We start from the raw sequence: 13763 nt of genomic DNA on the forward strand, positions 1-13763 counted from the left end.
CGTGTTCTCCTCATTGCGTGAGCACGATGCCGCTTGCCGCCGACCACGACACATACACGTCGTCGTTCCAGGCGGGCGCGCCTTCGTTCATGAGATGCGAGCTGGACAGGTTCGACACCACCACCTTGCCGCCGGCGAGACGCACGTGATAAAGCGAATAGCTGCCCATGTAGGCCACGTCCGTCACCACGCCGCGCGCCCAGTTGTGAGCCGTGCCGGGCTTGTCGCGCGTTACGCGCACGCGCTCGGGGCGCACGGAAATGCCGACCGGCATGCCGAGCGGGCCGGTTACGCCGTGGCTCACGTACATGCGCGTTTCGAGGTCTTCGCTTTCGACGTAAATGTGATCCGGTTCGTCCTCGACCACCTTGCCCTCGAAAAGATTGGTCGAGCCGATGAATTCGGCGGAGAAGCGGCTATTGGGAAATTCGTAGACTTCGCTCGGCGAGCCGATCTGGACGATGCGGCCTTCGCTCATCACCGCGAGACGATTGGCCATCGTCATCGCTTCTTCCTGGTCGTGCGTGACCATCACGCAGGTGACGTCCACTTTCTCGATGATGTTCACGAGTTCGAGTTGCGTTTTCTGGCGAATCTTCTTGTCGAGCGCCGACATCGGCTCGTCGAGCAACAGAAGTTTCGGTCGCTTGACGAGCGACCGCGCGAGCGCCACGCGTTGCTGCTGACCGCCGGAAAGCTGATGCGGTTTGCGCTTCGCATAGCGGCTCATTTGCACGAGATTCAGCGCATCGGCCACGCGCTCGCGAATCTCGTTCTTCGGCACGCCTTCCTGCTTAAGACCGAATGCGACATTCGATTCCACCGCCATGTGCGGAAAGAGCGCATACGACTGGAACATCATGTTGACGGGCCGGCGGTACGGCGGCAGCGTCGCGAGGTCTTCGCCGTCGACGAAAATCTTGCCGGAGGTGGCCGTTTCCAGCCCCGCGAGCATGCGTAGCAAGGTGGACTTGCCGCAACCCGAGCTGCCGAGCAGCGCGAACAATTCGTTCTTCGCGATGTTCAGGCTCACGTTGTTGACGGCAACGCTTTCGCCGAATTTCTTGACGATATTCTCGATGCGCACGAACGCATCGTGAGCGGTTGCCGTGGCAGTTGCGCGCGCGGCTTCTGAAGCGAGGACTTGAGGCGTCGAATTCATGATGTAGCTGGGTTCCTTTCTGATCGCAGCACGTTTTCCAGGCACGAGTCGGCCCGCACGGGGCGCGCAAGGCGGCTCGCGGAAAATTAGTAGTGCGAACGTAGCTCGGGAAAGGCTCGCGCTGCGTCGTGCAATGGGCGGCGCTGCGCGGCCGGACTTCGGCATTGCGAACTTCAGGCGGAGAGGGGTCGAGCGATCCCTCTTCCGCGCACCGTCTCCTTCTTGTCTTTCCGCGTTCCGGCTTCAGTGGCCCGTTTTGAGTTGCGACCACAAACGGTTTTCGAGGCGCAGGATTTCGGCCGGCATCGGCTTCATCAGCGTCATTTTCTTGAGCACGTCGTCAGGCGGATACACCGTCTGGTCTTGCGCGACCGAAGGCGTGACGAACTGGCGCGCCGCCTTGTTCGCAGTCGGATAAAACACTTCGTTCGTAATGGCCGCGTTGACCTTCGCGTCCGAGATGTAGTTGATCCACTTCATTGCGGCTTCGGGATGCGGCGCGTCCTTCGGCACCACCATCACGTCGAACCACAGCAGACCGCCTTCCTTCACGTTCGAGAATTTGATGTGATACGAGCGTTTGGCTTCTTCGGCGCGGCGATGCGCGATGCCCACGTCGCCCGACCAGCCCACGGCCACACAGATGTCGTTGTTCACGAGGTCGTTGATGTAGCCGGAGGAGTTGAACTGCGTGATGTACGGGCGCACTTTCTTGAGCGTTTCGTAGGCCGCCTGATAATCGGCCGGATTCGTGCTGTTCGGGTCCTTGTGCAGATATTGCAGCGTGGCGGCGAACACGTCGGAAGCCTGGTCGAGGAACGACACGCCGCAGCCCTTGAGCTTCGAAAGATTCGCGGGATCGAACACCAGCGCCCAACTGTCCGTGGGCGCGTTGCCGCCGAATGCCTTCTGCACGGCTTCCTCGTTGTAGCCGATGCCGTCGGTGCCATATGCCCAGGGCACGCCGTACTGATTGCCGGGGTCGGCGTCGGCGATCATGTGCATGAGCGTGGGGTCGAGATTCGCAAGATTGGGAATCTTGGACTTGTCGAGCTTCTGATACACGCCGGCCTGAATCTGCTTGGCCATGTAATTCGATGTGGGCACAACGATGTCATAACCGGAGCTTCCTGCGAGCAGCTTCGCTTGCAGCGTGTCGTCGCTATCGTAGTTGTCGTACTTGACGTGAATGCCCGTTTGCTTTTCGAAGTCCGGAATGGTGTCCTTCGCGATGTAGTCGGACCAGTTATACACGTTCAGTTCGTTGTCGGCGGCCTGGCCCGGCGTGGCCGTGAGACCCGCGCACGTGGCGAGGGCCGCGATCGCGACCGCATGACGAAGATGACTCACACTCATGTTGGTTTCCCTGGAAGGTGAAGGTCGGCGCGCGGCGCTTGCACCCCGCATCGTGCCGCGCGTCGTTGGACAAGTAGCGTTACAAAAGACCCAGTTGTTGCGCCGTGGCGTCGACGGCATGCTTCGCCTTCGACACGATTTCGTCGATCTCGCCGCGCGTGATGACGAGCGGCGGCGAAAGCAGCATGCGGTCGCCGGTCGCGCGCATGATGAGATTGCCGTTGAAGCAGAAGTCGCGGCAGATCGTGCCGACGTCGCCGCCATTGGCGAAGCGCTTGCGCGTTTTCGGTTGCTCGGCGAGTTGCAGCCCCGCCACCAGACCCACGCCCGAAATGTCGCCGACGATCGGGTGATTCGCGAACGTTTGGCGCAAACGCTGCTGGAAATACGGCCCCGTATCGGATTTCACGCGCGCGACAATGCCTTCGTCGCGCAGCAGCTTGAGGTTTGCCACGGCCACGGCCGCCGCTACGGGGTGCCCCGAATAGGTGAGGCCATGATTGAACTCGCCGTTCTCGATGAGCGCCCTGGCGATGCGGTCGTGAATGCCCACGGCGCCCATCGGCACATAGCCGCTCGTGAGACCCTTGGCCATCGTGACGAGATCGGGTTCGAAGCCGAAGTGCTCGTGCGCGAACCACTCGCCGGTGCGGCCGAAGCCGCCGATGACTTCGTCGGCGCATAGCAGCACGTCGTATTGGCGGCAGATGCGCTGGATCTCCGGCCAATACGTGGAAGGCGGGAAGATCACGCCGCCCGCGCCTTGAAACGGTTCGCCGATGAACGCGGCCACGTTTTCCGCGCCGACTTCCAGAATCTTCGCTTCGAGCTGGCGCGCACGCGCGAGCCCGAATTCCTCGGGCGTCATGTCGCTTTCGGCCTCGCCGAAGAAATACGGCTGGTCGATGTGTACGACGTTCTCGACTTTCGAAGGCATTTGCTCGTGCATGTAGCCCATGCCGCCGAGCGTGCCGCCCGCGATGGTCGAGCCGTGATACGCGTTCTTGCGCGAAATGACGACCTTCTTCGCGGGCTTGTTCTGCGTGAGCCAGTATTGATGCACGATGCGCAGCACCGTGTCGTTGCCTTCCGACCCGCTGTTGCAGTAGAAGAAGTGATTGAACGGTGCGGGCGTGACTTGCGCGAGCAACGCGGAAAGCTCGATGACCGGCGGGTGCGTCGTCTTGAAGAACGTGTTGTAGTAAGGCAGTTCCTGCATTTGCCGATAGGCCGCATCGGCAAGTTCCTTGCGGCCGTAGCCCACGTTCACGCACCAGAGGCCGGCCATGCCGTCGATGATCTGGTTGCCTTCCGAATCCCACAGATACACGCCCTTCGCTTTCACGATCACGCGGCTGCCCGCTGCGTTGAGCGAACCCATGTCGGAGAACGGATGAATGTGATGCGCGGCGTCGAGCGCGCGGTATTCGGCCGTCGAGCGCGATGCCTGTGCGCGCAACGTTTGGGGAATGTCCTGGAGCGCGCTGCCCGGGGCGTCGATTCGATAGCTCATTGTGATGTCTCCTTGTCGATTACACGTGCAGCAGCAAGTGCTTGCGTTCCCACGAACTGATCACGCGGAAATACGCTTCGTATTCCGTCTCCTTGAGCGCGAGATACGCGCGCACGAACTTCTCGCCGAGAATGTCCTTGAGCGGTTCGCTCGCCGACATCAGCGTGAGTCCTTCTTCCAGATTGCGAGGCAACTGGTACGGCAGCGAATAGCCGTCGCTCACGAGCGGTTCGGTGGGCTTGAGATGCTGCGTCATGCCGATGTAACCGGCGGCGAGCGTGGCGGCGATGGCGAGATACGGGTTGCAATCGACGCCCGGAATGCGGTTCTCCACGCGGCGCGCGGCAGGCGACGAATACGGCACGCGGAAGCCCACGGTGCGGTTGTCGTAGCCCCACGCCACGTTGATCGGCGCGGCCATGAAGCGCGAGAGCCGCCGGTACGAATTGATGTACGGCGCGAAGATCGGCATGAGTGCGGGCGTGTACTTCTGCAAGCCCGCGATGTACGCATAGAACATGTCGGTGGGCTTGCCGTCCGCGCCGGTGAAAAGATTCTGGCCGCTTTCCGCGCTCACGAGACTTTGATGAACGTGCATGGCGGAACCCGGCTCGTTCTCCATGGGCTTCGCCATGAACGTGGCGTACATGTGATGACGCAGTGCCGCTTCGCGCACCGTGCGTTTGAAGAGAAACACGCGGTCGGCGAGATTGAGCGGGTCGCCGTGCAGGAAGTTGATTTCCATCTGCGCCGCGCCCACTTCGTGAATCAGCGTATCGACTTCGAGTTCCTGAATGTCGCAATACTCGTAAATGTCCTCGAAAAGCGGATCGAATTCGTTCACCGCTTCGATGGAGTACGCCTGACGTCCCGTTTCGGGGCGTCCCGTGCGGCCGATCGGCGGCGCGAGCGGAATGTCCGGGTCCTTGTTCATATCGACGAGATAGAACTCCAGTTCCGGCGCAATCACCGGCTTCCAGCCCTTCGCGTCATAAAGTTCGAGCACGCGGCGCAGCACGCGGCGCGGCGAAATTTCCACGGGCGAGCCGTCGAAATGCACGCAATCGTGAATCACTTGCGCGGTGGGATCGACGGCCCACGGAATGATGCGAATGGTGCTGGGGTCGGGCACGCACACCATGTCGGGGTCGGTAACGCCCGTGAAGCTGCCGTCTTCGGGATAGTCGCCGGTCACGGTCTGGATCATTACCGCTTGCGGCAGCCGCATTGATTCGCCCGATTCGAACTTGCTGCGCGGAATGATCTTGCCGCGCGCAATGCCCGCCATGTCGGGAATGATGGCTTCGATTTCGGTGATGCGATGCTTCTTCAGAAATTCGTCGATGTCATGCATGGTGGTTCTCTCTGTTCTGTGTGAGCCGGCGTCAGGCGTGAGCGGCGCGCGGCGCGTGTGCCGCGTCGAGTGCGGCTCCGCCCGGCATGCGGGCCAGCATATGGTTGCGGCAGGCTTCGCCGAACGCGCGGAAAATCGCGCGGGAGAGCGCGTTATCGGCGTATTTCCACTCGGGATGCCACTGCACGCCGAGCGCGAAACGCGGTGCATGCGCAACGCTTATCGCTTCGATCAAGCCGTCGGGTGCGTAGGCTTCGGCAACGAGTCCGGCGCCCAGCGTTTGAACGCCTTGCCCGTGCAGCGAATTCACGCGAACTTCGCGCGCGCCTTCGGCAAGCCGGTGCAACACGCCGCCTTCCACGAGCGCGAGCGCATGCGCCGGCCCGTATTGCATGTCGAGCGCATCGGCCTTGTTCTCGCGATGATCGTCGTAACCGGCAACGGCATGCACCTGCTGATGCAGCGTGCCGCCGAACACCACGTTCATCTCCTGAAACCCGCGGCAAATGGCGAGCACGGGCACGCCCGCTTCGACGGCGGCGCGCATGAGCGGCAGCGTGGTGGCGTCGCGGTGCGGATCGTGCAACGTGCCTGCATCGCTGACTGTGCCGCCATAACGATGCGGCTCGACGTTCGAATAACTGCCAGTGAAAAGCAGGCCGTCAACGGCTTCGAGAATGTCGCTTACGGCCTGGCGCTCGCCGAGCGCGGGCAGCACGAACGCGAGCGCGCCCGCGCCCTCCACGGCAGCGTCGATGTACTTCTCGCCGCTCACATGCGAGGCGTGCGCGCCGATCATCGTGCGGTCCGCGGTAACGCCAACTAATGGTTTGGTTCGCATAACTAACATTTCGCTTCCAGGCCCGCGGCGCTTGATGAAGTGCGCGGGCGTGACATGACCTTGCAGGCTTTGCCGATAAGGCAAAAGCCGCAAATCCCGGGTTGTTGCGCGCGCAGCGACGCTAACGCATGGCGCTGCGCGTGGAGATCATGTAGGCGGTTCGTTTCTTGCCGGTGTGAGGCGCGACGGTGCCAAGACGAGCGCATCCGCGACGTTTGTGCGCGGCCGGACGGCCCGCGATCAAACGACGGCAAAGACAACGAACGGCGCTGGAAAGGAAGGCGCTAGGGCAGGAGCGACGCGACTTCGTCCGTATGGACGGCAATGAAGGCGCGTGCCGAAACAGCGTTATGACGCCGCACGGAGCGGCGGGAAAGGATCGTGAAGACGGACAGGAACAGGCGAGAGGCAAGCCTGCCGCGACTGCCGTCGGCGATGGCGGTGCAGTCACTGCGAAGACACCTCGCATGACTACGATCCCATCTCACCAGAGGGCCACGGACTCTCACGATAACACTCGCTGAATGCGTTGATTAAAGATGCTCGATTTAAAACATTCGATATGTTCAATGCATTGATTCATTCACGCATTGGTCTATCAATGTATTGCGGATCGAACGCGATCGACATGCCTGTTCATTCCATTTCGCGCCGTGTTTTACGGTGCGACGTGCTTGAAGCAAGCGTTCTTCGATCTGTGTTTCAGCATATACGAGCCAAAAAGGGCGTCAATTATTTTTTTACGATTTCTATGTCAGCACTTTCCCGAGGCGCGCTACATTGACGCTGCAACTCACTCGCCATGCGCAATAGTGGCACTCCGTAGTTATATTTCGGATAACTTACAGGGGTTTGTACTGACGCAAAAAAAAGCAAACTGATTAGAATATTCAACACGTCCGCCGCGTCGTGTTCGCGCCTTTCTGTCTACAGTTTCCCTAACGTGTCCGAGCCAGCTCCTTCTTCCGCGTCCGTATCCACCGAAGTCGCAACACGCTTGCGATATGTTCGCAAACGATATGGCCTCTCGCAGCGCGAGCTGGCCAAGCGCGCGGGCGTGACGAACGGCGCCATCTCGCTCATCGAACAAAGCCGAGTCAGTCCCTCGGTGGGATCGCTCAAGAAGCTGCTCGAATGCATTCCCATGAGTCTTGCCGAATTCTTCACGTTCGACTTGTGCGAAGGCGCGGGCGTCGTGTCGCGACGCGGCGAAATGCCCAATCTCGGCAACGAATCCATCGAGTTCTATCTTGCGGGCGCGAACGTGAAGGACCGCAATATGGGCATCATGCGCGAGGTTTATCAGCCTCTCGCCGACACCGGCCCCGAAATGCTCTCGCACGCCGGTCACGAAGGCGGCGTAGTGGTGTCGGGCCAACTCGAATTGACCGTGGACGGCACCACCTGGTTGCTCGACCCCGGCGACAGCTACTACTTCGAAAGCCGCTTCCCGCACCGTTTCCGCAATCCCAGCGCAAACGAAGTCTGCGAAGTGGTGTCGGCCAATTCGCCGCCCACTTTCTGATTCTTCGCCACGCGCGCATTCGAGTCGCATGCAGCCGCTGCCGATGCCGCGGCACGCGGCGATTCGTCAATCATTGAGGCATCCTGATGGAAAAGAGAACCTTTGCATACTGGCAGGACAAGGCCGCGACGCTAGCGATCGAAGGCCGCGCATTCATCGACGGCGCGTATCGCAATGCGTATTCGGGCCGCACGTTCGAATGCGCGAGCCCGATCGACTCGCGCGTGCTCGCCAACGTGGCCGATTGCGGCGCGGCGGACGTGGATGCGGCCGTGGGCGCCGCGCGGCGCGCGTTCGACGAAGGCGTGTGGGCCGGCTTGAATCCGCGCGCGCGCAAGGCGGTTTTGCTGCGTTGGGCCGCGCTCATGCGCGAGCATGCCGAAGAACTCGCGCTGCTCGAAACGCTCGACGCGGGCAAACCCATTAGCGACACCACGACCGTCGACGTGCCCGGCGCCGCCTATTGCGTGGAGTGGTTCGCGGAAGCCATCGACAAAGTGGGCGGCGAAGTGGTGCCCGCCGATCATCATCTCGTCGGCCTCGTGACGCGCGAGCCTATCGGCGTGGTGGCCGCCGTGGTGCCGTGGAATTTCCCCATTCTGATGGCGTCGTGGAAGTTCGGCCCGGCGCTCGCGGCGGGCAACAGCGTCGTGCTCAAACCTTCGGAGAAGTCGCCGCTCACGGCCTTGCGCGTGGCGCAACTTGCGCACGAGGCCGGCGTTCCTGCGGGCGTGTTCAACGTGCTGCCCGGCGGCGGCGAGCCGGGCAAGCTGCTGGCGCTGCATCGCGACGTGGATTGCATTGCGTTTACGGGATCGACGAACGTCGGCAAGCAGATCATGCAGTACGCGGGCCAGTCGAACCTCAAGCGCGTGTGGCTCGAGCTGGGCGGCAAGTCGCCGAATATCGTGCTGCCCGATTGCCCCGATCTCGACCGCGCGGCCAACGCCGCCGCCGGCGCGATTTTCTACAACATGGGCGAGATGTGTACGGCGGGTTCGCGCCTGCTCGTGCATCGCGAGATCAAGGACGTGTTCCTCGATAAGCTCATTGCGGCCGCGAAGCACTATATACCTGGGAATCCTCTCGATCCCGCCGTGTCGATGGGCGCGATCGTCGACAAGATCCAGCTCGACCGTGTGCTTCACTATATCGACGCGGGGCGCAAGGACTCGAAGCTGCTGATGGGCGGCGAGCGTGTGAATGCGGAAAGCGGCGGCTTCTATATCGAGCCGACGGTGTTCGACACGCACCACGACGCGAGGATCGCGCGCGAGGAAATTTTCGGGCCGGTGCTGTCGGTTCTCACGTTCAACACGATCGACGAAGCGGTGCGCGTGGCCAATGAAAGCGACTATGGGCTCGCGGCCGCCGTGTGGACCGCGAATCTCACGCATGCGCACGAGATTTCGCGCCGCCTGCGCGCGGGCACCGTGTGGGTCAATTGCTACGACGAAGGCGGCGACATGAACTTCCCGTTCGGCGGCTTCAAGGAATCGGGCAATGGTCGCGACAAGTCGCTGCACGCGCTGGAAAAATACACGGAGCTGAAGTCGACGCTCGTGCGCCTGCGCTAAACGCAGTGAGGCAGACGGCGCTGAAGGTGCAACGCCTTCAGCGCTCGACCAGCATGAGGTTCGCGCGCACGCGCTGAAGCATGGCGCTGAATTGTTCGGCCTCTTCCGGCGTGAAGCCCGCGAGCGCTTCCGACTGCACCTCGTCGCCCACGCGGCGCGCGCCCGTGAGCGCGGCTTCGGCCTTGGGCGTGAGGCTCACCATCCATTCGCGGCGATCGTTGGGATTGGGCGTGCGCACGACCCAGCCGCCTTCTTCCATGCGTTCGAGCAGCCGCCCCGCGGAGATGGGCGCGACTTCCAGCAGTTCGGCCACGCTGGCCTGGTTCATGTCGCCGTAGTGGGCGAGATACGCAATCATGCGGCATTGCGCGCGCGTGAGTTCGATCGACGACTTCGCAAGCGCGTCGTAACGTTTGCCGTACAAACGGCCAACTTCGCTCACCAGGAAGCCAAAGCGCTTTTCGAGGTCGGTAGTCATCGCGCGATTATACGTGGCGGCAGGGCGCCCCGGCTCCCGCGCCCGTACCCATTCATACCGATTGCGCCAGCGAGCGCGATTCGTATAATAAGCACGCTTATCATTTTTTCATCCTCCCCGTTCCGCTACGATGACCGCAGCCACGCACGCCGGGCCGCACCCGGAGGCACCGCTCAATCGCGGCATGATCACGCTCTCGATCATGCTCGCCACGTTGATGCAGACGCTCGACAGCACGATCGCCAATGTCGCACTGCCGCACATGCAGGGCACCTTGTCGGCCTCGCAGGACGAGATCACGTGGGTGCTCACGTCGTACATCGTGGCGGCGGCCATCGCCACGCCGCTTACCGGCTGGCTTGCGGACCGCTACGGCGTGAAAACGCTGCTGAACGTGGCCGTGGTGGGCTTCACGCTGGCTTCGGCGCTGTGCGGCTTATCGGAAACGTTGGGCGAGATCGTCGTTTCGCGGCTCCTGCAAGGCGTGTTCGGCGCTTCGCTGGTGCCGCTTTCGCAATCCATCCTGCTGGACATCAATCCGCGCGAAAAGCAGGGCCAGGCCATGGCCGTGTGGGGCATGGGCGTGATGGTCGGGCCGGTGCTCGGGCCAACGCTGGGCGGCTGGCTCACCGACAGCTACAACTGGCGCTGGGTGTTCTTCATCAACGTCCCGGTGGGCGCGTTCGCGTTCTTCGGCGTGTCCACATTTTTGCCGTCGCGCACGCCCGCGCGCGAGCAACGCTTCGACGTATTCGGCTTCGCCACGCTCGCGCTCGCCATTGGCGCGCTACAGGCCATGCTGGATCGCGGCGAGCAGCTCGACTGGTTCGGCTCGCTCGAAATTCGCATCGAGGCGCTGCTGGCCGCGCTCTCGTTCGCGTTCTTCATCGTGCATACGGCCAGTTCCGGACCCAATACGTTCTTCCGCTATCAACTGCTGAAAGACCGCAACTTCGCCACGGGCACGTTCTTCATCTTCGTGATCGGCGCGGTGCTGTACGCCACGCGCGCGCTGTTGCCGCCGATGCTGCAAAACCTCATGGGCTATCCCGTCGCCACCACGGGTCTGGTCACGGCGCCCAGCGGCGCGGGCACGATGATCGCCATGCTGATTGCGGGACGCCTGCTCAAGCACGTAGACGCGCGCGCGATGCTGCTGTTCGGCTTCGTGGTTTCGGCGTATGCGTTGTGGCAGATGATGCAGTACACGATCGTGCTTTCGGCTTCAGATATCGTATGGCCCGGCGTGGTGCAGGGCTTCGGCCTTGGCTTCGTGTTCGTGCCGCTTTCCGCGCTCACGTTCTCCACGCTCGCGCCGCCGTTGCGCGCCGACGGCACCGCCACGTATAGCCTCATGCGCAATATCGGCAGCAGTATCGGCATTTCGATCGTGCAGACGTTCGTCACGCGCGGCACGCAGATCGCGCACGCGGATCTCGCCGCCAACATCACGCCGTTCAATCCCGCCATGCAGCCGCTGCTCGCAAGCGGCTCGCGATACGACCTGGCCGTGCTCAATCAGTCGATCACGCAGCAGGCGGAAATGATCGCGTATCTCAACGACTTCAAGATGATGTTCGTCGCCACCTTGCTGGTGATTCCGCTGCTCGTGTTCATCAAGCCTTCGTCGAGCGCCGCTTCCGCCGACACGAGCCACGCGGCCATGGACTGAGCGGTCTAACGGGGCGCGATGGGCGCGGCACGATGTTTGCTGTTATGTGGCCACCCAACCGCTCAGGAGAATCGACGATGAACTGGTTCCGTAACGCCAAGCGCTCCCTTCTCGCCATGACCGTGATCTTTACCGCGCTGGGCACCGGCGCCTGTACGCTCGGCGGCGCGGCCGCGGGCGGTTATGTCGGCAACAGGGCGACCAACGGCAGCGCGGTCGGCACCGTGGGCGGCGCTGTGGCGGGCGGGGTGATCGGGCACGAACTCGGGAAGTAAGCCTCGCGGCAAGCCTGGCAGTCAGCCCGGAAATCAGCCCGGCAGTTTATTTCGCCGATTGGGCGCCCGCCCACTCGTCAGCGAGTCAATCGTGCAAGTTAAAAAGCGCGCGCATCGGTCGACCGATGCGCGCGCTTTGTCGGCTAGTTCGACCGCGGCTTATTTCACTGCGCCAAGCGCCAGTCCCTTCACCATGTAGCGTTGCAGCCACGCGAACACCACGGAAACCGGCAACGTCGCGGCCAGCGTCGCCGCCATCACGAGTTGCCATTCCACGGTGTATTTGCCGGCCACCATGTCGGTGACTTGCACCGTGAGCGTTTTATTCTCTGGCGAACGAATGAGCGTGTACACCACCGCAAATTCATTCCACGCGCTGATGAACGTGAAGATAGCCGTGACCACCACCGCCGGCACCGCAAGCGGCAGAAACACGCGAAACACCGCGCCCGTGCGGCTGCATCCTTCTAGCCATGCCGACTCTTCGAGATCGCGCGGCACGGTTTGAAAATACGACGACAACATCCACACCGCGAACGCAATGTTGAAAGCCGCATAGGAAACGATCACGCCGATCTTCGAATCGACGAGATTGCCGTCGCCATAAGGAATCATCGCGGCGAGCCGGAACAGACCCACGACGAGCAGAATGGGCGAGAGCATTTGCGTGACGAGCAGGAATTGCCGATAAAGCCCGCGGCCGCGAAACGGAAAGCGCGCCAGCGCATACGCGGCGGGCAAACTGACTGCCAGTGCGAGCGCCGTCGACAAACAGCTCACGATAATACTGTTGCGCAAGGCCACGCCGAAGTTGGCGGCTTGCCACATGTCGACGTAATTTTGCCAGCGCCATTGCACCGGCAACCAGCGCGCGGGATAGACGAACACTTCCGAAGCCGGCTTGAAAGAGGTGAAAAACATCACGGCAAACGGAAACAGCACGGCAACCACCAGCGGCGAAAGCGCAAGCCAGCACCAGATGGAACGTTTGAGCTTGCGGTTCATGCGAGGTCTCCTTGTGCGTCGCCGCGCCTGCCTTGCACGCGCAAATAAGCCAACGAAAACGCGAACAGAATGACGAGCATGACGAGCGACACCGCCGCCGCTTCGCCGGGGCGTCCCAATCGGAAGCCCAGTTCGTAGAGATACGTCACGAGAATGTGCGTGCTGTCGTCGGGGCCGCCTTGCGTCATCACCCAGATGATCGGGAACGAGTTGAACACGTAGATCACGTTGAGCAATATCGCCATGTTGATGAACGGCTTCAAAAGCGGCAGCGTGAGCTGGCGAAATTGCTGCCACGCGCTGGCGCCGTCGATGCGCGCGGCCTCGTAAATGTCACCGGGCACCGACGACAAACCGCCGAGCAGAATGGTCGTGGTAAACGGAATCGACACGAGAATGCCCACGGCAATTTCCACGGGAAACGCGTATTCGGGCGTAGCGAGCCAGTGGATCGGCCCGGAAACGAGCCCGAGTTTTTGCAGCGTGACGTTGACCATGCCGTAGTCGTCGTTGAAGGCCCAGCGCCAGACCACGGCCGTCATGGTGAGCGAAACGGACCACGGCAGCATGACGATGGTGCGCGCGATGCCGCGCCCATAAAAGTCCTGATTGAGCACGAGCGCGACCGGCACCGAAATGCCCACGGTGCCCACCACCACGAAGAACGTCCAGATCACCGTGTTCTTCAGCGCGGTGAGAAACACCGGGTCGCCGAACACGTTGTAGAAGTTTTGCAGCCCGCTGAAGTCGCGGATCTGCCCGAAACGCGACACGTCGTGGACGGACTGCCAGACGATGTTGAAGATCGGGTAGCTGATGATGAACAGCGCGAGCACGAGGCTCGGCACGATCAGGAGCCAGGGCGCGCGAGGCGTGGAAACGGCACGGGTTGAGCGGCTCATGCGGGTGTGGACGCGTGTTCGGTCGGGGGCGTCGCCTGCAACGGCTTCGGCCGGCGACGGCTTGAGGGGACCCGTAGTCATGTCGAATCGTCGATACTTCGAA

Annotated in this window: 13 protein-coding genes; 4 read left to right on the forward strand and 9 right to left on the reverse strand. The window is 62.0% G+C overall.

What is annotated here, in order from left to right; all coding sequences use genetic code 11:
* Positions 1-10: 10 nt before the first annotated feature.
* The 6 genes from U5805_RS27175 to U5805_RS27200 all read right to left on the reverse strand — a co-directional run bounded on the left by U5805_RS27175 (position 11) and on the right by U5805_RS27200 (position 6735).
* Positions 11-1162: an ABC transporter ATP-binding protein gene (locus U5805_RS27175; protein WP_415914675.1), complete on the reverse strand. Its 1152-nt coding sequence runs from the start codon at positions 1160-1162 to the stop codon at positions 11-13.
* Positions 1163-1405: 243 nt separating this feature from the next.
* On the reverse strand, positions 1406-2518 hold the full coding sequence (locus U5805_RS27180; protein ID WP_322106604.1) for a polyamine ABC transporter substrate-binding protein: 1113 nt from the start codon (positions 2516-2518) through the stop codon (positions 1406-1408).
* A gap of 79 nt (positions 2519-2597) precedes the next feature.
* Positions 2598-4031 (reverse strand): aspartate aminotransferase family protein, encoded by a 1434-nt coding sequence (locus U5805_RS27185; protein ID WP_322106605.1) that lies wholly within the window; start codon positions 4029-4031, stop codon positions 2598-2600.
* A 19-nt stretch (positions 4032-4050) separates the two neighbouring features.
* Positions 4051-5385, reverse strand: a complete 1335-nt coding sequence (locus U5805_RS27190; RefSeq protein WP_322106606.1) for a glutamine synthetase family protein — start codon at positions 5383-5385, stop codon at positions 4051-4053.
* Between the two features lie 31 nt (positions 5386-5416).
* Positions 5417-6226 (reverse strand): gamma-glutamyl-gamma-aminobutyrate hydrolase family protein, encoded by an 810-nt coding sequence (locus U5805_RS27195; RefSeq protein ID WP_322106607.1) that lies wholly within the window; start codon positions 6224-6226, stop codon positions 5417-5419.
* Positions 6227-6510: 284 nt separating this feature from the next.
* A complete protein-coding gene (locus tag U5805_RS27200; RefSeq protein ID WP_322106608.1) occupies positions 6511-6735 on the reverse strand; it encodes a hypothetical protein in 225 nt (74 codons plus the stop codon).
* Between the two features lie 488 nt (positions 6736-7223).
* Here U5805_RS27200 and U5805_RS27205 point away from each other — a divergent pair, with 488 nt between their 5' ends.
* Positions 7224-7751, forward strand: a complete 528-nt coding sequence (locus U5805_RS27205) for a cupin domain-containing protein (protein ID WP_322106609.1) — start codon at positions 7224-7226, stop codon at positions 7749-7751.
* 86 nt (positions 7752-7837) lie between these two features.
* A complete protein-coding gene (locus U5805_RS27210) occupies positions 7838-9328 on the forward strand; it encodes an aldehyde dehydrogenase (protein ID WP_322106610.1) in 1491 nt (496 codons plus the stop codon).
* 37 nt (positions 9329-9365) lie between these two features.
* On the opposite strand, the gene U5805_RS27215 is transcribed toward U5805_RS27210, so the two are convergent.
* Positions 9366-9806: a MarR family transcriptional regulator gene (locus U5805_RS27215; RefSeq protein WP_322106611.1), complete on the reverse strand. Its 441-nt coding sequence runs from the start codon at positions 9804-9806 to the stop codon at positions 9366-9368.
* 130 nt (positions 9807-9936) lie between these two features.
* On the opposite strand from U5805_RS27215, the gene U5805_RS27220 reads away from it, so the two are divergent.
* Together U5805_RS27220 and U5805_RS27225 are read left to right on the forward strand one after the other, a co-directional pair.
* Entirely contained in the window at positions 9937-11478 is a 1542-nt protein-coding gene (locus tag U5805_RS27220) for a DHA2 family efflux MFS transporter permease subunit (RefSeq protein ID WP_322106612.1), read from the forward strand.
* A 116-nt stretch (positions 11479-11594) separates the two neighbouring features.
* Positions 11595-11753: a glycine zipper 2TM domain-containing protein gene (locus U5805_RS27225; protein ID WP_322106627.1), complete on the forward strand. Its 159-nt coding sequence runs from the start codon at positions 11595-11597 to the stop codon at positions 11751-11753.
* A gap of 159 nt (positions 11754-11912) precedes the next feature.
* On the opposite strand, the gene U5805_RS27230 is transcribed toward U5805_RS27225, so the two are convergent.
* Together U5805_RS27230 and U5805_RS27235 are read right to left on the reverse strand one after the other, a co-directional pair.
* A complete protein-coding gene (locus tag U5805_RS27230; RefSeq protein WP_322106613.1) occupies positions 11913-12758 on the reverse strand; it encodes a carbohydrate ABC transporter permease in 846 nt (281 codons plus the stop codon).
* Positions 12755-13660, reverse strand: coding sequence for a sugar ABC transporter permease (locus U5805_RS27235; protein ID WP_322106628.1), 906 nt, complete (start codon positions 13658-13660; stop codon positions 12755-12757). Before U5805_RS27235 ends, U5805_RS27230 begins: the two co-directional genes overlap by 4 nt.
* Positions 13661-13763 lie beyond the last annotated feature (103 nt).

The sequence above is a fragment of the Paraburkholderia sp. J41 genome (assembly GCF_905220235.1).
Lineage (GTDB): Bacteria > Pseudomonadota > Gammaproteobacteria > Burkholderiales > Burkholderiaceae > Paraburkholderia.